This is a genomic window from Streptomyces sp. NPDC058464 (assembly GCF_042721035.1).
GTDB lineage: Bacteria > Actinomycetota > Actinomycetes > Streptomycetales > Streptomycetaceae > Streptomyces.
Genome location: NZ_JBHXMA010000004.1, coordinates 365319 through 389046 on the forward strand (window position 1 = coordinate 365319; position 23728 = coordinate 389046).

Consider the following 23728-nt stretch of genomic DNA (forward strand, 5'->3'; position numbering starts at 1 on the left):
GGAACCGCATGGACAACTGGCGTAAGTCGTCCTACTCCGAGGGCGGCGACGGCAACGAATGCGTGGAGATAGCCACCACCCCCACCCGCACCTCCGTCCGCGACTCCAAAGCCCCCACCCGAGCCACCCTCACCTTCCCCACCCCCACCTTCGCCCTCTTCCTCGAAGCCCTCAGGACCTCCCCGTCGGCGCCTCCTGGACAAGGCCGGCGCCGGCCACCGAATCGTGGCCGGTGCCTGCTGCGGTCGGTTACTTCCCGATCGGGTTGAGGTAGGTGGCGGGGTGGGTGGCGCCGTCCTGCTTGAGGATCTGGCCGCCGAAGGGCCACTTCAGGGTGAAGGACTTCGTCTCGTTCGGCGGGGTGACGACGAACTTCGCCGGGACGAACTTCTGCTTCTTCGGCGTGGACTTGGCCACCGGCTGCAGGGTGATGCTGAAGTCCACCGTGTCCCCCTTCTTCAGGGTGACCTTCCCGACCGTCTTGGAGGAACGCGCCAGCGACCAGGTGCCGTCGGTCGACTGGGCGCCGACCATGTCGACACCGGCGAAGCCGGACAGGGTGCAGGTGCGGTTGCTCTTGTTGGTGAACCAGACGAACGCCTGGGTCTGGTGGCTGGTCTGCTTCATCTCCGGCGCCGCGTCGCCCCCCGTGGCGAAGCCGGCCTTCAGGTCGGCGGTGTGGCAGCGGGTCGGCTGGGCCGTGGCGGCCGAGGCCGGGATGACGGTGGCGGCGGTACCGGCGGCGGCGACGGTCGCGATGATCACGGCGATCAGCTTGTTCTTCATGGTGTTTCGGGTTCCCCTCGGATACGGAAGTCGCGGATACGAAAGTCGCGTGGCACCGGTCGTCGTGCATCACGCTGTCCGACGACCACAACCTTGCAGCGTGATCCGTTCCAGCTGCCACACCTCCGGGGATTACGGGACGCTGGAACGCTCGCACCCGCTCTGACCTGCGTAAACGCCATGCCCTTGGAACGCCCGGCTGGGACGGGGGGGACGACTGTCAGTCCGCACCAGTACCGTCGGATCATGGCTCAGCAGACGGGGACTCCCACCGGCGAACACCGACTCGCCACCGTCGAAGGCGTGCTCGAGCGGATCCCATGGTTTTGACAAGCCGGTGATCGGGCTGGAGGGAGCGGGAGCTGCTCCCGCTGTCGGACCCGGCCGGTACCGTCGGATCATGTCCAGGCAAGAGGCAGAAGCGGACCGCCGTTTGGCGACGTTGGACGGCGTGCTGGAACGCATCACGTATGCCAACGAGGAGAACGGCTACACGGTTGCGCGGGTCGACACCGGCAGAGGCGCCGGCGATCTGCTCACGGTCGTCGGCGCGCTGCTCGGTGCCCAGGTGGGGGAGTCGCTGCGGATGGAGGGCCGCTGGGGCTCGCACCCCCAGTACGGCAAGCAGTTCACCGTCGAGAACTACACGACCGTACTGCCGGCCACCGTGCAGGGGATACGGCGCTATCTCGGATCGGGGCTGGTCAAGGGCATCGGGCCGGTGTTCGCCGACCGGATCACCCAGCACTTCGGGATGGACACCCTGCGGATCATCGAGGAGGAGCCGAAGCGGCTGATCGAGGTGCCGGGGCTCGGGCCGAAGCGGACGAAGAAGATCGCCGACGCCTGGGAGGAGCAGAAGGCGATCAAGGAGGTCATGCTCTTCCTCCAGACCGTCGAGGTGTCCACGTCTATCGCCGTGCGGATCTACAAGAAGTACGGTGACGCCTCGATCTCGGTGGTGAAGAACCAGCCGTACCGGCTCGCCGCCGACGTGTGGGGCATCGGGTTCCTGACCGCCGACAAGATCGCGCAGTCCGTCGGGATTCCGCACGACAGTCCGGAGCGGGTGAAGGCGGGGTTGCAGTACGCGCTGTCCCAGTCCGCCGACCAGGGGCACTGCTACCTCCCCGAGGAGCGGCTCATCGCGGACGCCGTGAAACTCCTCCAGGTCGACACCGGGCTCGTCATCGACTGCCTCGCCGAGCTGGCGGCGCCGCCCGAGGACGGGGAGGACCCGGGCGTCGTACGGGAGAAGCTGCCCGGTGCCGCTCCGGACGCCGAACCGGTCACCGCCGTCTACCTCGTCCCCTTCCACCGGGCCGAAGTCGCCCTCGCCTCCCAGCTGTTGCGGCTGCTGCGCACCGGCGACGACCGGATGCCGTCGTTCCGGGACGTCGCCTGGGACAAGGCGCTCGCCTGGCTGAAGGACCGCACCGGCGTCGACCTGGCCCCCGAGCAGGAGGCCGCCGTCAGGCTGGCGCTCACCGAGAAGGTGGCCGTGCTGACCGGCGGGCCCGGCTGCGGCAAGTCGTTCACCGTCCGGTCCATCGTGGAGCTGGCGCGGGCGAAGAAGGCCAAGGTGGTGCTCGCCGCTCCTACCGGCCGGGCCGCCAAGCGGCTCGCCGAGCTGACCGGCGCGGAGGCATCGACCGTGCACCGGCTGCTGGAGCTGAAGCCGGGCGGGGACGCGGCCTACGACCGGGACCGCCCGCTCGACGCCGACCTGGTCGTGGTCGACGAGGCGTCCATGCTCGATCTGCTGCTCGCCAACAAGCTGGTGAAGGCCGTGCCGCCCGGCGCGCACCTGCTCTTCGTGGGGGACGTGGACCAACTGCCCAGCGTCGGGGCGGGGGAGGTGCTCCGGGACCTGCTCGCCGACGGCAGTCCCGTCCCCGCCGTCCGGCTCACCCAGGTCTTCCGGCAGGCCCAGCAGTCGGGGGTGGTGACCAACGCGCACCGGATCAACGCGGGGCAGCAGCCCGTCACCGACGGCATGAAGGACTTCTTCCTCTTCGTGGAGGACGAGACGGAGGAGGCGGGCAGACTCACCGTGGACGTCGCCGCCCGGCGTATTCCGGCCAAGTTCGGGCTGGACCCGCGGCGCGACGTACAGGTGCTGGCGCCGATGCACCGCGGCCCGGCCGGCGCCGGTGCGCTCAACGGCCTGCTGCAGCAGGCCATCACCCCGGCCCGCCCCGACCTGCCCGAGAAGCGGTTCGGCGGCCGGGTGTTCCGGGTCGGCGACAAGGTCACCCAGATCCGCAACAACTACGAGAAGGGCGAGAACGGCGTCTTCAACGGCACCGTCGGCGTGGTCACCGCGCTCGACCCGGTCGACCAGCGCCTGACCGTACTGACGGACGAGGACGAGGAGGTGCCGTACGAATTCGACGAACTGGACGAACTCGCCCATGCCTACGCGGTGACCATCCACCGTTCACAGGGGAGTGAATATCCCGCAGTGGTGATCCCGGTCACCACCGGAGCGTGGATGATGCTCCAGCGGAACCTGCTCTACACGGCGGTCACCCGGGCCCGGAAGCTGGTCGTGCTCGTCGGTTCGCGCAAGGCGATCGGCCAGGCGGTGCGCACGGTCTCGGCAGGCCGGCGCTGTACGGCACTGGACTTCCGGCTCGGGTCGGGGCGATCTCCGGAAAAATGATCGATCAAATGAGTCGTGAAGGTCACAGAGCCCTTTCCGATTGGGAAACAAGGGGGCAGGATGAGCAGGTTGGCGGCACTGAGTGCCGCCGATGGGCCCAACGGTCGACCCCGAGTGCACTCTCCTGAGCCAAATGGGGGATGGTAGAGACAGTCAGGGCACCTCGAAGATGAGGCACTACGTCGGTGAGGGAAGACGTGAGCGACAACTCTGTAGTACTGCGGTACGGCGACGGCGAGTACACCTACCCGGTGGTCGACAGCACCGTCGGCGACAAGGGCTTCGACATCGGGAAGCTCCGCACCCAGACCGGTCTCGTGACCCTGGACAGCGGCTACGGCAACACCGCTGCCTATAAATCGGCCATCACCTACCTCGACGGCGAGGCGGGCATCCTCCGCTACCGCGGTTACCCGATCGAGCAGCTGGCGGAGCGCTCCACCTTCCTGGAGGTGGCCTACCTGCTGATCAACGGTGAGCTGCCGACGGTGGACGAGCTCACCACGTTCAAGAACGAGATCACGCGGCACACGCTGCTGCACGAGGACGTCAAGAACTTCTACCGGGGCTTCCCGCGGGACGCCCACCCGATGGCCATGCTGTCGTCGGTCGTCTCCGCGCTGTCCACCTTCTACCAGGACAGCCACAACCCGTTCGACGCGAAGCAGCGCGACCTCTCCACCATCCGGCTGCTCGCCAAGCTTCCGACCATCGCCGCGTACGCGTACAAGAAGTCGGTCGGCCACCCGTTCGTCTACCCGCGCAACGACCTCTCCTACGTGGAGAACTTCCTGCGCATGACGTTCTCGGTGCCGGCGCAGGACTACGAGCTCGACCCGGTCGTCGTCGCGGCCCTCGACAAGCTCCTGATCCTGCACGCGGACCACGAGCAGAACTGTTCGACGTCGACGGTCCGCCTGGTGGGCTCGTCGCAGGCGAACATGTTCGCGTCGATCTCGGCCGGTATCTCCGCGCTCTGGGGCCCGCTGCACGGCGGCGCCAACCAGTCCGTCCTGGAGATGCTGGAGGGCATCCAGGCCAACGGCGGCGACGTCGACTCCTTCATCCGCAAGGTGAAGAACAAGGAGGACGGCGTCCGCCTGATGGGCTTCGGCCACCGGGTGTACAAGTCCTTCGACCCGCGCGCGAAGATCATCAAGTCTGCCGCGCACGACGTCCTCTCGGCCCTCGGCAAGTCCGACGAGCTGCTGGACATCGCGCTGAAGCTGGAGGAGCACGCGCTCTCCGACGACTACTTCGTCTCGCGCAACCTCTACCCGAACGTCGACTTCTACACCGGCCTGATCTACCGCGCCATGGGCTTCCCGACCGAGATGTTCACGGTCCTGTTCGCCCTCGGCCGGCTGCCCGGCTGGATCGCCCAGTGGCAGGAAATGATCAAGGAGCCGGGTTCCCGCATCGGCCGCCCGCGCCAGATCTACACGGGCGTCGTCGAGCGCGACTTCGTGCCGGTCGAGGAGCGCTGACACCAGCCGGTCACCGGGTCAGGGGGCGCTGTCTTCATCGGCGCCCCCGCCGCAGGCGCACAGGCGCCGCAGGCGTAGAGACGCGGCAGGCGTGCAGACGCAGCAGAAGGCGCCCTGGAGCGCCGGTCCCCCCACGGGCCGGCGACCAGGGCGCCTTCCCGTGTCCCGGTGCGGATTCCCCCCACGGGATCCGGCCGGGCGCTCGGTACGGCAGCGCCTGAATCGCTGCGTTGAGCACAACGAGCAGAACTCGCCGTACTTGATCCAGTGATGCGGTGCGATCTGCCGGGACCCGTACGGCACGGGAGGGCCGCTCAAAGCTTCCCGTCGTACGTGCCCCGGCAACGCATCTCTGAGGAAGTCCCCCAAGACATCCCCAGATGCCAGGTCAGCGCCCCCCAAGACGCCTCTCTGACATCGCCAACTTAGACCGTCGAAGCCCTTCGATGGTTACGTTCACACCACTGTGATCTGCGTCTCTTGCATCCGTCCGATAGATGCGCAAGAGCCCCGATACGGTGATCGGAGCCCAAGCGTAAGGATGATGCGCGAGCCTTGTGAAGAGCTTATGTGAGGTGCGCGTTGGACTCCAGGGGGACTCCTACATCCACTGTGCCGAACCGCCGGTAACTTTCAGCGGAAGGTGCGCAGCCGCAGACTGTTGGTCACCACGAACACCGAGGAGAAGGCCATCGCGGCCCCCGCGATCATCGGGTTCAGGAGTCCGGCGGCGGCCAGTGGGAGCGCGGCCACGTTGTAGCCGAAGGCCCACACGAGGTTGCCCTTGATGGTGGCGAGGGTCCGCCGGGACAGCCGGATCGCGTCCGCCGCCACCCGCAGGTCCCCGCGCACCAGGGTCAGGTCGCCGGCCTCGATCGCCGCGTCCGTCCCGGTGCCCATCGCCAGCCCCAGATCGGCGGTGGCCAGCGCGGCCGCGTCGTTGACTCCGTCGCCGACCATGGCGACCGTCCGCCCCTCGCCCTGCAGCCGCCGTACGACGGCCACCTTGTCCTCGGGCAGCACCTCGGCGACGACCTCGGTGATGCCGACCGCCCGGGCGACCGATTCGGCCACCGTCCGGTTGTCCCCGGTCAGCAGCACCGGCGTCAGCCCGAGCGCGCGCAGCTCGCGGACCGCCTCGGCGCTGGTCTCCTTGACCGCGTCGGCGACGGCGAGGACCGCCCGGGCCCGCCCGTCCCACCCGGCCAGGACGGCCGTACGCCCCTCCTGCTCGGCCCGGGAGCGCGCCAGGGCCAACTCCTCGGGCACCACGTCGAAGAGGCGTCCCACGGCCACCTGGCGGCCGTCCACACGCCCGCGTACGCCCCGCCCGGGGACGTTCTCGAAGTGCTCGACCGCGGGCAGCGTCCCGACCCGCTCCCGCGCCCCCGCGGCGATCGCCCGGGCGACCGGATGCTCGGAGGCGTGTTCCAGGGCGCCCGCGAGCCGCAGCACCTCGGCCGTGACGTCCTCGGCCGCGTCGTCCTTGCCGGCGGCCTCGGCGACGTACACCTCCTGGAGGCGCATCCGCCCGGTGGTCACCGTCCCGGTCTTGTCGAGGACGACGGTGTCGACCCGGCGCGTGGACTCCAGCACCTCCGGACCCTTGATGAGGATGCCCAGCTGGGCTCCCCGGCCGGTGCCCACCATCAGCGCGGTCGGCGTGGCCAGGCCCAGGGCGCACGGGCAGGCGATGATCAGGACGGCGACGGCGGCCGTGAACGCGGCGGCCGTGTCCCCCGTGACGCCGAGCCAGACCCCGAAGGTGCCGAGCGCGATCAGGATGACGGCCGGGACGAAGACGGCGGAGATCCGGTCGGCGAGGCGCTGCACCTCGGCCTTGCCGTTCTGCGCGTCCTCCACCAGCCTCGCCATCCGCGCGAGCTGGGTGTCGGCGCCGACCCGGGTCGCCTCGACGACCAGCCGCCCGCCCGCGTTCACGGTGGCGCCCGTGACGGCGTCGCCGACGGTCACGTCCACCGGCACGGACTCGCCGGTCAGCATCGACGCGTCCACCGCGGACGCCCCCTCGACCACGGTCCCGTCGGTGGCGACCTTCTCCCCGGGCCGTACGACGAACCGGTCGCCGACCGCCAGCGCCGCCACCGGCACCCGCACCTCACGGCCGCCCCGCAGCACCACCACGTCCCGGGCGCCCAGCTCCAGCAGCGCCCGCAGGGCCGCCCCCGCGCGCCGCTTGGAACGCGCCTCCAGGTAGCGGCCGAGCAGGATCAGCGCGACGACCCCGGAGGCGACCTCCAGGTAGATCGTGGACGCGCTGTCCATGCGGGAGACGGTGAACCGGAACTCGTCGTGCATCCCGGGCATGCCGGCGTCGCCGAAGAACAGCGCCCACAGCGACCAGCCGAACGCGGCCAGCGTGCCGACCGAGACCAGGGTGTCCATGGTGGCCGCGCCGTGCCGGGCGTTGGTCCAGGCGGCCCGGTGGAACTGCGCGCCGCCCCAGACGACCACCGGCGCGGCGAGCGTCAGCGACAGCCACTGCCAGTTGTCGAACTGCAGCGCCGGAACCATCGCGAGCAGCACGACCGGGACGGCCAGCAGGCCGGAGACCAGGAGGCGGTGGCGGAGGGCGGCGAGCTCGGGATCCGGCGCGGCCTCGGGCGCGTCGCCGTCCGGCTCGGGTTCCGGGGGTGCGGGCTCCTCGGCGGTGTACCCGGTCTTCACGACCGTGGCGATCAGGTCGGCGACCTGAACCCCCTGGGGGTATGTGACCTTCGCCTTCTCGGTCGCGTAGTTCACGGTGGCGGTGACGCCGTCCATCCGGTTGAGCTTCTTCTCGACCCGGGCGGCGCAGGATGCGCAGGTCATGCCGCCGATGAGCAGCTCGACCTGGGAATCGGTCTGCGAATCGGTCTGCGAATCGCCGGCCGGTCGCGGCGGGGCTATCGGTGTCTGTGCGGTGCTGGTGGTGGTGCTGGTCGTCATGTCCGGACTCCAGACAACGGACCGGACCGTGCGGAGCCAGTATCAGCTGGTCGGCACGGCCCGGCGGAGAGATGTGTTTCCGTCGTACGTACGGCTCGTGGCGCTGGTGATTCCTGCTCGCCCCTGCTTGCTTTCCTGTTTGCCTTCCGGGATGTCAGGCGCGGCCGGCGAGCTCGAAGCCCGCCTCGTCGACGGCGGCGCGGACCGCCTCGTCGTCGAGCGGGGCCGCGGAGACGACCGTGACCTCGCCGCTCGCCGCGACGGCCTGCACCGAGCTGACGCCGGGGAGCCCGGAGAGCTCGGCGGAGACGGAACCCTCGCAGTGTCCGCAGCTCATGCCGGTCACCTTGTAGACGGCGGTCACGGAGCCCGGGGTGTCGGTCTGGGCGGTCATGTGGTTCTCCTCGTCGAGGCGTGTGGGGCCGGTGGGGCCCACGAGGGAACCCCACTGTTGTCAGACTATACCCCTAGGGGGTATTTCTCCAAGAGGGGTCCCGGCGCGCCAGCGAGTGCACCCAGGTGACCCCGAGCAGGGCGACCAGTACCAGCAGGCCGACCGAGAACATCGTGAAGAGGTGCTCCTGTGCCGCGTCGGGGCGCGGGATGTACCCCTCGGCGAACAGCTGCCGGTCCGGTCCGGTTCCCGCCAGACGTGCCACCAGCCAGATCGCGACGCCGTGCGCGGAGTCCCACAGGGCGTGCAGCAGGGTGACCCCGAGGCCGGCGGCGACGACCTGGGCGGTGAGGCGGAATCGGCCGTTCGGGCGGCGCAGGGCGAGCAGGACGCCACCGGCGATCGCCGTCCACAGGCCGTGTCCGAAGGGGGCCGGTACGCCGCGCAGGAGCTCCGTCTCGATCAGCGCGCGCAGGTCGATCCCCTCGGTGGAGACGGCCGCGTCGAACGCGTATCCGGCGCTCTCCAGGGCCGCGAAGCCGAAGCCGACCGCGCCGCCGAGCACCAGCCCGGCCCGGATGCCCCGGATCCCGGGCATCCGGCGCAGTACGAACATCAGCGCGCCCAGTTTCGCGGTCTCCTCGATCAGGCCGACGGTGACGAACATCCCCCAGGAGGGGCGGACGAGGTAGGACTCCATCAGCGAGGCCCCCAGCACCCCGAGCGCGCCGCCGGCCAGGAAACAGCCGAGGATGGCGCTGACCCCGAGGTCGCGGCCGTGCCGCTCGTAGGCCCACAGCACGAAGGCGACCGGCACGAGAAAGCTGCCGAGCAGGATCAGCGTCGGCAGCAGCGTGGTGTTCCTCGTCGCGTACGTGACCGCCGCCGTCAGCGCCCACAGGGCGAGCCCGCCGCCGAGGCAGCGCTTCCACAGGCCGGCGCGGATGCGGGGGTACGGCGGTGGCGGCTGCAGCGGACCGGGGATGCGGGCCTTCGGCCTGCCGGGCGGCGGAGAGTGGGTCACGGCGGGTCCCCTTGTGCTCCTGCGGGTGCGGGCGGCGCTCGTCGGATCGCGATTGGGGCGATTTACCCGCACCTTAGGCAGATGTTCCGCGTGTCGCAGTCCGGGTGGCTCGGGGGAGTGGCTGTCCGGTTCGCGGGTGGGCGGCCATGGGGTGGCGGCCGGTCGCAGGCGGGCGGGCGGCGGTGGGGTGGTGGCCGGTCGGCGGGCGGGCGGGCGGCGGGGTGGTGGGGTGGCGGCCGGTCAGCCGGCGGGCCGGCCGAGGCGGTCGCCCACCAGGGGCTCCAGGTAGCGCGTGAGCACGTTCTTGATCTCCTGGACGTACGCCTGGCGCTCGGCGCCCTCGTGGCTGAGCACCAGCTCCAGGCCCGCCTTGTAGATGCCGAGTGAGACGTGTGCCGTCCGCGTGACGTCGGCCTGGCCGGTGCCCGGCGGGAGGAGTGAGGCGAGCAGGCCCTCGATGCGGCCGAGCAGGTTGGTGTGCAGGGCGTCGTGGGCCTCGGTGATGCCGCCGGGCATGTCGGGGCCGTGCATCAGCGCGAAGAACACGGGGTGCTCGGTGTTGAAGGCGGTGAGGCGGTCCACGACGGCGGCGACCGCGTCCGCCAGCGGGGTGGCGGGGTCGACCGGTGCGAGCGCCTCGCCGTAGGTGTTCCGCAGGTCGTGCAAGAGCCGGTCGCCCAGCTCGATCGCGATCGCCTCCTTGTTCGGGAAGAACTGGTAGAGCGTGCCGGGGGAGACGCCGGCCTCGCGGGCGATGGCGTTGGTGCTGGCGGCCGTGTAGCCCGTGGTGCAGAAGACCGAGGCGGCGGCTTCGAGCAGCTGCTGGATGCGCCGCTCGCCGCGAGCCTGCCGCCGGCGCGGCTGCTCCTTGCCCGTGGCCGTGGCCTCGGGCTGCTCTGGTGTGTCGGGCTTGTCGGGCACGCGTTATCCCCAGCTCTTCGAACGCGATTGACAAACACGAGCGGTCGCTCGCATTCTGATGGAACGCGAGCGATCTCTCGTGTTTGCCAGTCTAAATGGCAATGGCCGACCCATGCTGCCCCGCGCACGCAGCGGATGCGCACCGGCAGGCAGTGGTCACGCTGAAGGGGACACCGCAGGATGACCGAAGTCAACAAGCCACCGCAGGCCGCGGGCGGGGCCCGCCCAGGGGGCTGGACCCGGTTCGTGACCGCCCGGCCCCGGCTCTCCCTGCTGCTCGCCCTGGTGATCACCGCGCTCGCCGTGCTGGCCGGCAGCGGGGTCGCCGACCGGCTGGGCAGCGGCGGCTGGGAGGACCCGGCAGCCGAGTCGACCTATGCGACGAAGGCGCTGGAGCGCGAGTTCCCGGACTCCCAGCCGAACCTGCTCCTCCTGGTGCACGCGCCGGGCGGCTCGGTGGACACCCCGGCCGTGGCGGCGGAGGCGAAGGCCCTTGTCACCCGCCTGTCCGGCGAGAAGGGCGTCACAGGGGTCGGTTCCTACTGGCAGACCAAGTCGCCGTCCCTGCGCGCCGAGGACGGCCACGAGGCACTGATAGCGGCCCGCATCACGGGTGACGAGAAGACGGCGGCCGACACCCTGGACCGCATCGCCCCGCACTACCGGGGCACGCACGGACCCGTGACCGTCAAGGTCGGCGGCATGGTGGCGGTCCGCAGCGACATGCAGACGATCATCAAGGAGGACCTGACCCGCGCCGAGCTGATCGCGCTGCCCGTCACGCTGGTCCTGCTGGTGATGGTGTTCGGCAGCGCGATCGCGGCCCTGCTCCCGTTGGGCATCGGCATCGTCGCCATCCTCGGCACGAACGCGGTGCTGCGCGGCATCACGTCCTTCACGGACGTCTCGGTCTTCGCGATGAACCTCACCACGGCCCTCGGCCTCGGCCTGGCCATCGACTACGCGCTCTTCATCGTCCGCCGCTTCCGCGAGGAACTGGCCACCGGCGCCGACCCGCTGACGGCGATCGGCACGACACTGCGCACCGCGGGCCGCACCGTGCTGTTCTCGGCCCTGACGGTGGCCGTCTCCCTCGCGGCGATGCTCGTCTTCCCCCAGTACTTCCTCCGCTCGTTCGCCTACGCCGGCATAGCGGTGGTCCTGCTGGCCGCGGCGGCCGCCCTGATCCTGCTTCCGGCCGCCCTGGTCCTGCTGGGCAACCGGGTCAACGCGCTGGACCTGCGCCGGGCGTTCCGCAGGGGCCGGCAGTCCCGGCCGTCCGGCGCGGAGGGCACGGCCTGGGCCCGCGCCGCGACCCTGGTGATGCGCAGGGCCCCGCTCTTCGCCATCGCCACCACCGGCTTCCTGATCGTCCTCGGACTCCCCTTCCTCGGCGTGAAGTTCGGCACCGCCGACGACCGCCAGCTCCCGGCCGGCGCCGAGTCCCACGTCGTCCAGCAGCACATCCGGGACGACTTCCCCGGCAACCCCGGCGGCGCCCTCGAAGTCCTGGCCGAGGGCAGGGCGACCCCGGCGCAGTACGCGGCGTACAAGGAGCGGGTGGCGGCCCTGCCGGAGGCGGCCGGGGTGAGCGGTCCCCTGGTCAAGGGCGATGCGGCGTACTTCACGGTGCAGCCGAAGGGCGAGTCGGTGGACGACGGCGCCCAGCGCCTGGTGGGCGAACTGCGCGCACTGAACACCCCCTTCGACACGAAGGTGACGGGCACGGCGGCGGTCCTGGTCGACTCCAAGCACGCCATCGCCGAGCGCCTGCCCTGGGCGGCGGCCATCATCGCGATCGTCACCCTGCTCCTGGTCTTCCTCCTCACCGGCAGCGTCCTCATCCCCGTCCAGGCGGTCCTGCTCAACGCGCTCAGCCTCACCGCGATGTTCGGCGCGGTGGTCTGGGTCTTCCAGGACGGCCACCTCTCGAACCTGCTGGGCTTCACCAGCCCCGGCTCGATCGAGACCACCCTCCCGGTCCTGATGTTCTGCGTGGCCTTCGGCCTCTCCATGGACTACGGGGTGTTCCTGCTCTCGCGCATCAAGGAGGAGTACGACAGGACGGGCGACCACGAGCGGGCGGTCCGGCTCGGCCTGCAGCGCACCGGGGGCCTGATCACCGCGGCGGCGATCATCCTGGCGGTGGTGATGGTGGCGATCGGCACGTCCCGGGTCACCAACACCAAGATGCTCGGCCTCGGCATCGCCCTGGCGGTCCTGATGGACGCGATGGTCGTCCGCAGCCTCCTGGTCCCGGCCATCATGCGCCTGACGGGGAAGGCCACGTGGTGGGCACCGGCCCCCCTCCGCCGCTTCCACGCCCGCTTCGGCCTCAGCGAGGGCGAACAGCCGGCACCCGAGCCGCACGCGCCCGAGCCGGACGCGCCTCAGCAGGACGCGCCTCAGCAGGACGCGCCCCAAAGGGGCGCGGGGCTGAATTCGATATGCGGCTGCCGCCGCGTGGGCGCGACCAGCCGCGACGAGCCGGAACTGACACTGCAACCGGACTCCCACGGCGCATAGCCTTTCGCGCAGCCCCCGAAAGGAGCCCCCGCGATGCGCGCCGTCGTCTTCGACCACTACGCCGCCCCCGCCGAGGTACGGGACGTCCCCGACCCCCACCCGGCCGCCCCCCACGCAGTGGTCGTCCGCGTGGAAGCCACCGGCCTCTGCCGAAGCGACTGGCACGGCTGGTCGGGCCACGACCCGGACATCAGGCTCCCGCACGTGCCCGGCCACGAACTGGCCGGTGTCGTGGAGTCGGCCGGCGCCGGGGTGACCGCATGGCACCCCGGCGACCGGGTCACCGTCCCCTTCGTCTGCGCCTGCGGCAGCTGCCCGTCCTGCGCCGCCGGCGACCAGCAGGTCTGCGAACGCCAGACCCAGCCCGGCTTCACCCACTGGGGCTCCTTCGCCCAGTACGTGGCGCTGGACCACGCGGACGTGAACCTGGTGGCGATCCCGGACGACATGTCGTACGCGACGGCGGCCTCCCTGGGCTGCCGCTTCGCCACCGCGTTCCGCGCGGTGGTCCAGCAGGGCAGGGTCGCGGCGGGGGAGTGGGTGGCGGTGTACGGCTGCGGGGGCGTCGGCCTGTCGGCGGTGATGATCGCGGCGGCGTCGGGGGCGCGGGTGGTGGCGGTCGACGTGTCGCCCCGAGCGCTGGACCTGGCACGGAAGTTCGGCGCGGTCCACGCCGTGGACGCGACGGACACCGACGACCCGGCGGCCGCGGTCCGCGACCTGACCTCCGGCGGCGCCCACCTCTCCCTGGACGCCCTCGGCTCCCCCGCCACCTCGGCCGCCTCGGTCAACTCCCTGCGCCGTCGCGGCCGGCACGTCCAGGTGGGCCTGCTGCCGTCCCCGGACGGCAACACCCCGGTGCCACTGGCCCGCGCGATCGCCCTGGAGCTGGAACTCCTCGGCAGCCACGGCATGGCGGCCCACACCTACCCCGCCATGCTCGAACTGGTCCGCGCGGGCACCCTCCGCCCCGACCTCCTGGTCACCTCGACGATTCCCCTGGACGCGGCCCCGGCAGCCCTGGCGGCGATGGGCGGGGCACCGGCGGCGGGGGTGACCGTCATCGAACCCTGGGCCTGACGTGTGCGCGCCCCGCCCTCGGCGGGCGGGGCATTCCGCGACAGGGCTCAGATGTCTCTGCGCCCTCGGTTGCCCGGCCGGGAGGCGACCCAGGCGCGGACCGTGTCGGCGTACCAGTAGGGCTTGCCGCCCTCGACATGGTCCGGCGGAGGAAGCAGTCCGTGCTTGCGGTAGGAGCGGACGGTGTCCGGCTGCACCCGGATGTGCGCCGCGATCTCCTTGTAGGACCAGAGCCGTCGGTCGGTCATGGGATGCACCTCCCTGCGCGCACCGCGGGGGCGACCGGAGGCGGTCGTCGGGGGAGCCGGGCGCTGCGCTGGCGATCACAAAGCCTGTGCCCGGTGAACGACGGAGAGTGACTGTGGGCAAGCGGCTGTCGACCTGGTGTGACCGAGAACCCGCGTAGGCGCGACATGTGTGACACAAGGGGGGTGTTTGTGACACAGCTGGGGCACAGGCGCACACCGGCTTGTCGGCGGGGCGTGTTGACATCCGTGTGCACGGCGCCCGCGCGACCGGAGGCGAGCAGGACGGGCCGGACCCGCTGCGCCAGGTCCGGCCCGTCGGCTTCCCCCACTCAAAGGCTCTGGTGATCAGCGTGCACAACCCCGCCCGCGCCGGTCTTGGAGAAAACCGCACTCCCTCCGCCGGGTCCCAGCACCAGGCTCGTCGCCTGCCCCGACATCCGGTCCGCCGGCGCCGCGGCGGCCGCCGCCCGCGCCGCCGCGAACTCCCCGGGCGTGCACCCGGTCATCGCCTTGAACTCCCCGCTGAGATGCGCCTGGTCGTAGAACCCGCACACCGCCGCCGTCTCCGCCTGCCCCCGCCCCGCGGCCAGCATCCGCCGCGCCCGCTGCAGCCGCAGCACCCGCGCCGCGGCCTTCGGCCCGAGCCCGATCCGCTCCCGGAAGCGGTTCTCCAAGTGCCGTACGCTCCACCCGACTTCGTCGGCCAGCCGGGGCACGGGTACGGCACCCCAGTCGCGCCGCAGCAGCTCCCACGCGCGCTCCACCTGCGGCGAGGCCGGAACACCGGCCCGGCTCCACCGCAACAGCACGTCGTCCAGCAGCCGGAACCGATCCGCCCAGCGCGGCAGGGCGCCGAGAGCGGCGGCGAGTTCCCCCACCCCGTGCCCCAGTGAGTGCGGCAACTCGTCCGGATCCACCGACCTGTTGGCCAACTCGTACTGCGGGATGCCGAAGAGCGAGAAGGCGGCCCAGGGCATCAGCAGCACCTCGATCCCCGAGATGCGGCCACCGTGCTCACCGATGGCGGGCGTGGTGGTGAGCCCGTTGCAGACGCAGACGAGGGTGACGGGCGCCCGCCCGTCCCGCAGGATCCGTACCGGCTCCCCGAACCCCAGCAGCAGGGTGGCGGCCCCGATGGGCGTCTCCAGACGCCGACGGGGCCGGTCGAGCGCGATCCGGATCCCCCGATAACTCAGAATTCCCGGCCGCAACGCCGGGTGCGGAAGTCCCTCGACGATCTCCCAGCTCGCCATCGCCCTATCGTCCTACGGCCGGGCAGCGCCCCGTAAGGGGCGCGGGGCCGTATCGATGTGCGGCTCCGCCGCGTGGGCGCGACCAGCCACAACCGGCCCGCATCCGCCGCACCACCGGTACCACCACCCTCATGGGCGCCCTCACCCCCACCCTCTCGTCCGAATGTCCGGACAAACCATTGACACGACCTCCTCTCCCGGACTACAAACCACGGGAGAGCCATGACGAAGGGAAGCCGATGGCGTACGACCTGATCACCATGGGGCGGATCGGGGTGGACCTCTATCCGCTCCAGACCGGTGTCCCGCTCGCCCAGGTGTCGTCCTTCGGCAAGTTCCTCGGCGGGTCGGCGACGAACGTGGCCGTGGCGGCCGCCCGCCTCGGCCGCAGCACCGCCGTCATCACCCGTACCGGCGAGGACGCCTTCGGCGCCTACCTGCACGAGGCCCTCCAGGGCTTCGGCGTGGACGACCGCTGGGTCACCTCGGTCCCCGGCCTGAACACCCCGGTCACGTTCTGCGAGATCTTCCCGCCGGACGACTTCCCGCTGTACTTCTACCGGCAGCCCAAGGCCCCGGACCTGGAGATCGACGCCCACGAGCTGGACCTCGACGCCATCCGCGACACCCGCATCTTCTGGATCACCGGCACCGGCCTGAGCGAGGAGCCCAGCCGCACGGCGACCCTCGCGGCCCTCGCCCACCGCGCCAAGGCGGGCACGACCGTCTTCGACCTCGACTGGCGCCCCATGTTCTGGAAGGACCCCGACGCGGCCCGGCCCTTCTACGCCGAGGCGCTCAAGCACACCACCGTCGCCGTCGGCAACCTCGACGAGGTGGAGGTCGCGACCGGCGTACGGGAGCCGCAGGCCGCCGCCCAGGCCCTGCTCGACGCGGGTGTCGAGATCGCCGTGGTCAAGCAGGGCCCCAAGGGCGTCCTCGCCGTCAGCCGGGACGGCGCCTGTGCCGAGGTCCCGCCGCTGCCCGTCGACGTCCTGAACGGGCTCGGCGCCGGAGACGCCTTCGGCGGCTCCCTCTGCCACGGCCTCCTCGAAGGCTGGGACCTGGAGAAGATCATGCGGCACGCCAACGCGGCCGGCGCCATCGTCGCCTCCCGCCTCGAGTGCTCCTCCGCGATGCCGACCAGCGAAGAGATCGACGCCGCGCTCGCCGCCGGAGCGGTGCTGTGAGGGCCGGCCGCGTCGCGGGCGCGCGCCCCGACGAGGGCGCCGGCGCGGGCGCCGGCGCGGGCGCCCCCGCCCAGCAGGTGAAGGTCGACGTCTCCGCCCTCGTCCACACCCGCACCCACCACCCCGAGGCCATCGCCGAGGCGGCCACCCGGCGCGCCCGCCGTCCGCTCCTCAACGAGGACGGCAAGCTGATGATCGTCGCCGCCGACCACCCGGCCCGCGGCGCGCTCGGCGTGGGCGGCGACCGGCTTGCCATGGCCAACCGGGCGGAGCTGCTGGAGCGCCTCTGCCTGGCACTGTCCCGGCCCGGCGTCGACGGTGTCCTCGCCACCGCCGACATCCTGGACGACCTGCTCCTCCTCGGCGCCCTCGACGGCAAGGTCGTCATGGGCTCGATGAACCGCGGCGGCCTCCAGGGTGCCTCCTTCGAACTCGACGACCGGTTCACCGGCCACCGCGCCGAGGACATACAGCGTCTCGGGTTCGACGCGGGCAAGCTGCTGCTGCGCATCGACTACGACGACCCGGGCTCGCTGACCACCCTGGAGTCCACGGCTCGCGCCATCGACGACATGGCCGCGCGCCGGCTGCCGGTCTTCGTCGAGCCGTTCATCAGCCGCCGCACCCCCGAGGGCAAGGTCAAGAACGACCTGTCCCCCGAGGCGGTCACCAAGTCCATCGCCATCGCCTCCGGCCTGGGCGGGAGTTCGGCCTACACCTGGCTGAAGGTGCCGGTCACCGACGACCCCGACGACATGGCCCAGGTCATGGAGACGTCCACGCTCCCCGCCGTGCTGCTGGGCGGCGAGGTCGGCGACGACCAGGACGGGGCGTACGAGAAGTGGCGCAGCGCCCTGCGACTCCCCACCGTGCGTGGCCTGGTGGTCGGCCGCTCGCTGCTGTACCCGGCGGACGGCGATGTGGCCGCCGCCGTGGACACCGCCGTCGGACTGCTGTGAGGGCGAGAAGATGACGACCAACGAGCTGCATCTCACCAAGGGTTCGACCGCGAACGCCCAGTACGCGCTCGACATCGACCCCAAGCGGGCCGGTTGGGCGCACAGCAGCCTCCGGATCGTCGAACTGCCGCCTGGTGGTACCCACTTGTTCACCACCGGGGACAGTGAGTGGATCGTGCTTCCGCTGCAGGGCGGTTGTACGGTGCAAACAGAGGGAACCGAGTTCCAGATCCTGGGCCGGGAGAGCGTGTTCAGCGGAGTCTCGGACTTCGTGTACGTGCCCCGGGACGCCCAGGTCCAGATCGCCTCCGGCGCGGGAGGCCGCTTCGCCCTGGCAGGAGCGAAGTGCGAGCGACGACTCCCCGCCCGCTACGGCCCCGCGCCGGAGGTCCCCGTCGAAGACCGCGGCAGCGGCACCGCCGCCCGGCAGGTGCGCAACTTCGCCTCCGCGGACGCCTTCGACTGCGACAAGCTCATCGCCGTCGAGGTGATCACGCCCGGCGGCAACTGGTCCTCGTACCCCTCGCACAAGCACGACGAGTACCGGCCCGGCGAGGAGTCGGAGCTGGAGGAGATCTACTACTTCGAGATCGACGGCGCGAACGGATTCGGGTATCAGCGCGTATTCCCCTCCCGTGAGGGCGGTACGGACGTCCTCGCCGAGGTCCGCTCCGGCGACGCCGTGCTCGTTCCCGACGGATGGCACGGCCCGTCGATCGCGCAGCCCGGGCACGACATGTACTACCTGAACGTCATGGCGGGGCCGGGTGCGACGCGGGAGTGGCGGATCTGCTTCCACCCGGACCATACGGAGGGTTACCGATGACGATTCGGTTGACCGTCGCGCAAGCGCTTGTCCGCTTCCTCGCCGTCCAGTTCACCGAGCGGGACGGCGAGCGCCGCCGCCTGATCGGCGCCACCTGGGGCATCTTCGGCCACGGCAACGTGGCCGGCCTCGGGCAGGCGCTCGTCGAGTACGCGGACGAGATGCCGTACCACCAGGGCCGCAACGAACAGGCAATGGTGCACGCGGCGGTCGGCTACGCGCGTCAATCGAACCGTCTCGCCACGCACGCCGTCACCACCTCCATCGGCCCCGGCGCCACCAACCTGGTCACCGGTGCCGCCCTCGCCACCGTCAACCACCTCCCGGTCCTGCTCCTGCCCGGCGACGTCTTCGCCACCCGCCCCGCCGACCCGGTCCTCCAGCAGCTCGAGGTCCCGTACGCGGCCGACGTGTCCGTCAACGACTGCCTGCGCCCGGTGTCGAGGTTCTTCGACCGGATCAACCGCCCCGAGCAGCTGATACCCTCCGCCCTGGCCGCGATGCGGGTCCTCACCGACCCGGTGGAGACCGGCGCCGTCACCCTCGCCCTCCCGCAGGACGTGCAGGCCGAGGCGTACGACTGGCCGGAGGAGTTCTTCGCCGAACGGGTGTGGACCGTACGCCGGCCGGGCGCCGACCCCGTCGAACTCGCCGCGGCGGTACGGGCGATCAGGGACGCGCGCAGGCCTCTCGTCATCGCCGGCGGCGGGGTGCACCACAGCCGCGCCGAGGCCGTCCTCGCCGAGTTCGCCGAGGCCACCCGCATCCCGGTCGCCTCGACCCAGGCGGGCAAGGGCTCGCTGCGCTGGGACCACCCGCAGGACGTCGGCGGCATCGGCCACACCGGCACCGCCACCGCCGACGAGCTCGCCCGCACCGCCGACCTGGTGATCGGCGTCGGCACCCGCTACACCGACTTCACCACGGCCTCCGGCACCCTCTTCGAGAACCCGGACGTCCGCTTCCTCAACCTCAACATCGCCCCGTACGACGGCCACAAGCTCGCCGGCCTGCCCCTGGTCGCCGACGCCCGCGGCGCCCTCGCGGAGCTGACCGAGGCACTGGTCATGCACGACCACCGGGTCGCCGACCCGTACGTCACCGAGTACACCGAGGACAAGGAGCGCTGGGAGCAGCGCGTCGACGCCTGCTACGAGGCCGACGAGCCCGACATCCGGCCGACCCAGCCGCAGGTCCTCGGCGCCCTGGACGCGATCGTCGACGAGACGGACGTACTGATCAACGCGGCCGGTTCGCTCCCCGGCGACCTGCACCGGATGTGGCGGGCGCGCTCGCACGACCAGTACCACCTGGAGTACGGCTACTCGTGCATGGGCTACGAGATACCGGCCGCCATCGGGGTGAAACTCGCGGCGCCGGAGCGGAACGTGTGGGCGCTGGTCGGCGACGGCACGTATCTGATGATGCCGACCGAGATCGTCACCGCCGTCCAGGAGGGGATAGCCGTCAAGGTGGTGCTGGTGCAGAACCACGGCTACGCCTCCATCGGCGGCCTCTCCGAGTCGGTGGGCGGCGAGCGGTTCGGCACCGCGTACCGCTTCACCTCGGACGACGGGACCTTCACGGGTGCCCCGCTCCCCGTCGACCTGGCCGCCAACGCCGCCAGCCTCGGCATGCGCGTCCTGCGCGCGAAGACTGTCCGGGACCTGCGCACGGCGCTCGCCGAGGCGCGGGCCGCCGACACTCCCACATGTGTCTACGTGGAGACCGAAACGGCCGACACTGTGTCGGGCCCGCCTCCCGCGCAGGCCTGGTGGGATGTACCTGTGGCCGAGACCGCGACCCGATCCTCCGCGGTCAAGGCACGTGAGCTCTACGAACGGCACGTCTCCACCCGACGCCGCCATCTGTGAAGGAGTAACCGGTCATGACGAAGATCGTCAACCACTGGATCGGCGGCAAGTCCGTCGAAGGCACGTCGGGCAACTTCGGGCCGGTCACCGACCCGGCCACCGGCGCGGTCACCACGAAGGTCGCGTTCGCGTCGGTCGACGAGGTCGACGCCGCGGTCGCCACCGCCAAGGACGCGTACCTCAGCTGGGGCCAGTCCTCGCTGGCCAAGCGCACGGAGATCCTGTTCCGCTTCCGTGCCCTGCTGGACGCCAACCGGGACGCGATCGCGGAGCTGATCACCGCCGAGCACGGCAAGGTGCACTCCGACGCCCTCGGCGAGGTCGCCCGCGGCCTGGAGATCGTGGACCTGGCCTGCGGCATCAACGTGCAGCTGAAGGGCGAGCTGTCCACGCAGGTCGCGTCCCGCGTGGACGTCTCCTCGATCCGCCAGCCGCTCGGCGTCGTCGCCGGTATCACGCCGTTCAACTTCCCGGCGATGGTCCCGATGTGGATGTTCCCGATCGCCATCGCGACCGGCAACACCTTCGTCCTGAAGCCGTCCGAGAAGGACCCCTCGGCCTCCATCAAGATCGCCGAACTGCTGGCCGAGGCGGGCCTGCCCGACGGCGTCTTCAACGTCGTCCACGGCGACAAGGTGGCCGTGGACCGCCTGCTGGAGCACCCGGACGTCAAGGCGGTCTCCTTCGTCGGCTCGACCCCGATCGCCCGCTACATCCACACCACCGCCGCCGCCAACCACAAGCGGGTGCAGGCGCTGGGCGGCGCCAAGAACCACATGCTGGTCCTCCCCGACGCCGACCTGGACGCCGCGGCCGACGCCGCCGTCTCCGCCGCCTACGGTTCGGCCGGCGAGCGCTGCATGGCCATCTCGGCCGTCGTCGCGGTCGGCGCGATCGGCGACGAGCTGGTGGAGAAGATCCGCGAGCGCGCCGAGAAGATCAAGATCGGCCCCGGCAACGACCCGACCTCCGAGATGGGCCCGCTGATCACCGCCGTCCACCGCGACAAGGTGGCCTCCTACGTCTCCGGCGCCGCCGCCGAGGGCTGCGAGGTCGTCCTGGACGGCACCGGCTACACGGTCGAGGGCTTCGAGGACGGCCACTGGATCGGCATCTCGCTCCTCGACAAGGTGCCCACCACCGCCAAGGCCTACCAGGACGAGATCTTCGGCCCCGTCCTCTGCGTCCTGCGTGTGGACACGTACGAGGAGGGTGTGGCGCTGATCAACTCCTCCCCGTTCGGCAACGGCACCGCGATCTTCACCCGGGACGGCGGCGCGGCCCGCCGCTTCCAGCTGGAGATCGAGGCCGGCATGGTCGGCGTGAACGTCCCGATCCCGGTCCCCGTCGGCTACCACAGCTTCGGTGGCTGGAAGGACTCGCTCTTCGGCGACCACCACATCTACGGCAACGACGGCACGCACTTCTACACCCGCGGCAAGGTCGTCACCACCCGCTGGCCCGACCCGTCCGAGGCCCCCGCGGGCGTCGACCTGGGCTTCCCGCGCAACCACTGAGAGTGACCGCTTGACCCCGTTGAGGTCGTCCGGATATCGGACGGCCTCAACTTTTTTTGTAAGCCGCGCTGCGGTTCTCGTTTGTCGGGGATGAAACGGGTGACTTAAGTTCTTTGCGTTCATGACCTTCGAAAGCAAGGTCATGCGAAGAAAAGTCTTGATGATTGCCTCGCCTGGCCGCTCAACCCTACGAAAGCGATGTGACGACCGTCGCCTTAAGGGTGCGGAATCCGAAGGTAAACAGCCATTGACGCGACGGTTTTCGTCGGGGTTCCATGCAGCACAGCCCAACCGCCGGAGGCATCCGCACAAGTCGATCGGAACCGCCGCATGACCGACACGCTCCGCCCCGTCGAGAACGCCGTCACAGAGGCGTCCGACAGCCCCAAGACGCTCAAGCGCTCCATCGGAGTGGTAGGCGGCACCCTCCTCACCCTCTCCTGCGTCACACCGGCCTCCACGCTGTTCGTGGTCGTCCCCGATCTGTTCGGCTCCCTCGGGACCGCCACCGCCCTCACGATCGCCATCGGCTCCCTCCTCTGTATCGCCGTGGCCTTCTGTTACTCGGAGCTGGGCACGCTCATCCCCAGCGCGGGCGGCGAGTACGCGATGGTCTCGACGATGGCGGGCCGCCTGGCAGGCTGGCTGGTCTTCGTCCTCTCCCTCCTCGTCGTGATGATCGTGCCCCCGGTGATCGCGATGGGCACGGCCGACTACCTCTCCCCGATCGTCCACCTGGACCCGGCCATGACGGGCGCCGGCGTGATGCTCCTCGCCACCCTCGCCGGTCTCCTGGACCTGCGTGCGAACGCCTGGATCACCGGCATCTTCCTGGTCCTGGAGGTCATCGCGGCGGGCGTCGTGGCCGTCCTCGGCTTCTCCCACAGCCACCGCGGGGTCGGAAGCCTCACCTCCATGCAGGTGGCGGACACGGGCGGCCACACCACCACGGTCACCGCGATGCTCGTCGTCTCCGGCCTCGCCATCGCCCTCTTCGTCACCCAGGGTTTCTCGACGGCGGTCTACCTCTCCGAGGAACTGGAGAACCCGCGCCGCAACGTGGCCCGCACGGTCCTCGCCACCCTCGCGATCTCCACGGTGGTCATCCTCGTCCCGGTCGCCGCGATCACCATGGGCGCGACCGACCTCAAGGCCCTCACGGGCGGCGACATCAGCGCCATGGTCACCGCCTGGTCCAACTCCGCGGTCGGCACCTTCGTCAGCCTCTGCGTGGCCCTCGCGATCATCAACGCGGGCATCGTCATGGTCATCCAGAACTCCCGCGTGCTGTTCGCCTCGGCCCGCGACAAGGCCTGGCCGGCCCCGGTCAACAGCGCCCTCTCCCGCCTGGGCCGCTTCGGCTCCCCCTGGGTCGCCACCCTCGCGGTCGGCGTCCCCGGTGCCGTCCTCTGCTTCGTCAACCTCGACACCCTCTACGGCGTCACGGGCGTCTCGGTGACGGGCATGTACCTCCTCGTCGCCATCGCCGCCCTCCTCTCCCGCCGAGGCCACCACAAGCACACCCCCGCCTGGCGGATGCCCCTCTGGCCGGCGATGCCGATCCTCCTCATCGCCGTCCTCGCCTACATCCTCACCCAGCAGGAAACGACCTACCTCCTCTGGACCGGCGGCATCACCGCCGTCGCCACCCTCTACTGGGCCTTCTACCTCCGCCCCCGCAAGAACACCCACTGGGTCGTCTCCATCCCGGACGACACCCAGGCCTGACGGGACCCACTCGGGGCGCCCCGCTTGAGGCGCCCCGCAAGGAGCGCCCCGCAAGGGGCGCGGGGAACTGCGCGCCCAGCCCCCACCGGCCCGCCGGGACCCACCGGCCGGCCAGGCGGGAGGCGTGGGAATCGTGCCCGGCGTCAACCCCGTGTACCGCGCCCGAAGTACACGGCGACGTGTCCGTACTCCTCGGGGATGGCCGGGGGTTCACCCCAGCGTCGGCATCGGATGTCGGTCCTGCCACGTACCGTTGAAGCATGGATCTTCGACCCCCCGGCCTACGAGCCCTGCTTCGGCG

At 70.9% G+C, this 23728-nt stretch carries 18 protein-coding genes; 11 read left to right on the forward strand and 7 right to left on the reverse strand.

Annotated features, from left to right (window positions below; translation table 11 throughout):
* The first annotated feature begins 8 nt into the window (after positions 1-8).
* Positions 9-269, forward strand: coding sequence for a DUF397 domain-containing protein (locus tag ACFWPQ_RS08700; RefSeq protein ID WP_384031331.1), 261 nt, complete (start codon positions 9-11; stop codon positions 267-269).
* Here ACFWPQ_RS08700 and ACFWPQ_RS08705 read toward each other — a convergent pair.
* Complete coding sequence (locus ACFWPQ_RS08705; RefSeq protein WP_361289047.1) at positions 250-786, reverse strand: DUF4232 domain-containing protein; 537 nt, start codon at positions 784-786, stop codon at positions 250-252. The genes ACFWPQ_RS08700 and ACFWPQ_RS08705 overlap by 20 nt on opposite strands.
* A 400-nt stretch (positions 787-1186) precedes the next feature.
* Between ACFWPQ_RS08705 and ACFWPQ_RS08710 the strand changes: the two genes are divergently transcribed.
* A complete protein-coding gene (locus tag ACFWPQ_RS08710) occupies positions 1187-3451 on the forward strand; it encodes an ATP-dependent RecD-like DNA helicase (RefSeq protein ID WP_384031334.1) in 2265 nt (754 codons plus the stop codon).
* Positions 3452-3648: 197 nt separating this feature from the next.
* Positions 3649-4938 (forward strand): citrate synthase, encoded by a 1290-nt coding sequence (locus ACFWPQ_RS08715; protein ID WP_217545718.1) that lies wholly within the window; start codon positions 3649-3651, stop codon positions 4936-4938.
* A 633-nt stretch (positions 4939-5571) separates the two neighbouring features.
* On the opposite strand, the gene ACFWPQ_RS08720 is transcribed toward ACFWPQ_RS08715, so the two are convergent.
* The 4 genes from ACFWPQ_RS08720 to ACFWPQ_RS08735 form a co-directional block, all read right to left on the reverse strand.
* Positions 5572-7887 (reverse strand): heavy metal translocating P-type ATPase, encoded by a 2316-nt coding sequence (locus tag ACFWPQ_RS08720; protein ID WP_384031336.1) that lies wholly within the window; start codon positions 7885-7887, stop codon positions 5572-5574.
* 154 nt (positions 7888-8041) lie between these two features.
* On the reverse strand, positions 8042-8281 hold the full coding sequence (locus ACFWPQ_RS08725) for a heavy-metal-associated domain-containing protein (RefSeq protein WP_089105366.1): 240 nt from the start codon (positions 8279-8281) through the stop codon (positions 8042-8044).
* 73 nt (positions 8282-8354) lie between these two features.
* Positions 8355-9305, reverse strand: coding sequence for a PrsW family intramembrane metalloprotease (locus tag ACFWPQ_RS08730; RefSeq protein WP_384031339.1), 951 nt, complete (start codon positions 9303-9305; stop codon positions 8355-8357).
* A 240-nt stretch (positions 9306-9545) separates the two neighbouring features.
* Entirely contained in the window at positions 9546-10226 is a 681-nt protein-coding gene (locus tag ACFWPQ_RS08735) for a TetR/AcrR family transcriptional regulator (protein ID WP_384031341.1), read from the reverse strand.
* Positions 10227-10406: 180 nt separating this feature from the next.
* On the opposite strand from ACFWPQ_RS08735, the gene ACFWPQ_RS08740 reads away from it, so the two are divergent.
* Both ACFWPQ_RS08740 and ACFWPQ_RS08745 read left to right on the forward strand, forming a co-directional pair.
* Positions 10407-12752, forward strand: coding sequence for an MMPL family transporter (locus ACFWPQ_RS08740; protein WP_384031342.1), 2346 nt, complete (start codon positions 10407-10409; stop codon positions 12750-12752).
* Between the two features lie 33 nt (positions 12753-12785).
* Positions 12786-13832: a zinc-dependent alcohol dehydrogenase family protein gene (locus tag ACFWPQ_RS08745; protein WP_384031343.1), complete on the forward strand. Its 1047-nt coding sequence runs from the start codon at positions 12786-12788 to the stop codon at positions 13830-13832.
* A 47-nt stretch (positions 13833-13879) separates the two neighbouring features.
* Here ACFWPQ_RS08745 and ACFWPQ_RS08750 read toward each other — a convergent pair whose 3' ends face one another.
* Positions 13880-14080, reverse strand: a complete 201-nt coding sequence (locus ACFWPQ_RS08750) for an AlpA family transcriptional regulator (protein WP_189261342.1) — start codon at positions 14078-14080, stop codon at positions 13880-13882.
* Positions 14081-14409: 329 nt separating this feature from the next.
* A complete protein-coding gene (locus tag ACFWPQ_RS08755; protein WP_384031345.1) occupies positions 14410-15333 on the reverse strand; it encodes a helix-turn-helix domain-containing protein in 924 nt (307 codons plus the stop codon).
* 239 nt (positions 15334-15572) lie between these two features.
* On the opposite strand from ACFWPQ_RS08755, the gene iolC reads away from it, so the two are divergent.
* The 6 genes from iolC to ACFWPQ_RS08785 all read left to right on the forward strand — a co-directional run bounded on the left by iolC (position 15573) and on the right by ACFWPQ_RS08785 (position 23427).
* Positions 15573-16523, forward strand: coding sequence for a 5-dehydro-2-deoxygluconokinase (gene iolC, locus ACFWPQ_RS08760; protein ID WP_384031346.1), 951 nt, complete (start codon positions 15573-15575; stop codon positions 16521-16523).
* Positions 16524-16600: 77 nt separating this feature from the next.
* Positions 16601-17482 carry a deoxyribose-phosphate aldolase gene (locus ACFWPQ_RS08765; protein WP_384031391.1) on the forward strand — a complete coding sequence of 294 codons (882 nt, stop codon included), beginning with the start codon at positions 16601-16603 and terminating at the stop codon, positions 17480-17482.
* Between the two features lie 10 nt (positions 17483-17492).
* Complete coding sequence (gene iolB, locus ACFWPQ_RS08770; protein ID WP_384031348.1) at positions 17493-18308, forward strand: 5-deoxy-glucuronate isomerase; 816 nt, start codon at positions 17493-17495, stop codon at positions 18306-18308.
* Positions 18305-20182, forward strand: coding sequence for a 3D-(3,5/4)-trihydroxycyclohexane-1,2-dione acylhydrolase (decyclizing) (iolD, locus tag ACFWPQ_RS08775; RefSeq protein ID WP_384031351.1), 1878 nt, complete (start codon positions 18305-18307; stop codon positions 20180-20182). The genes iolB and iolD overlap by 4 nt, the downstream gene beginning before the upstream one ends.
* A 14-nt stretch (positions 20183-20196) precedes the next feature.
* A complete protein-coding gene (gene mmsA, locus ACFWPQ_RS08780; RefSeq protein WP_384031353.1) occupies positions 20197-21699 on the forward strand; it encodes a CoA-acylating methylmalonate-semialdehyde dehydrogenase in 1503 nt (500 codons plus the stop codon).
* A 330-nt stretch (positions 21700-22029) separates the two neighbouring features.
* Positions 22030-23427 carry an APC family permease gene (locus tag ACFWPQ_RS08785; RefSeq protein ID WP_384031355.1) on the forward strand — a complete coding sequence of 466 codons (1398 nt, stop codon included), beginning with the start codon at positions 22030-22032 and terminating at the stop codon, positions 23425-23427.
* Positions 23428-23728: the final 301 nt, after the last annotated feature.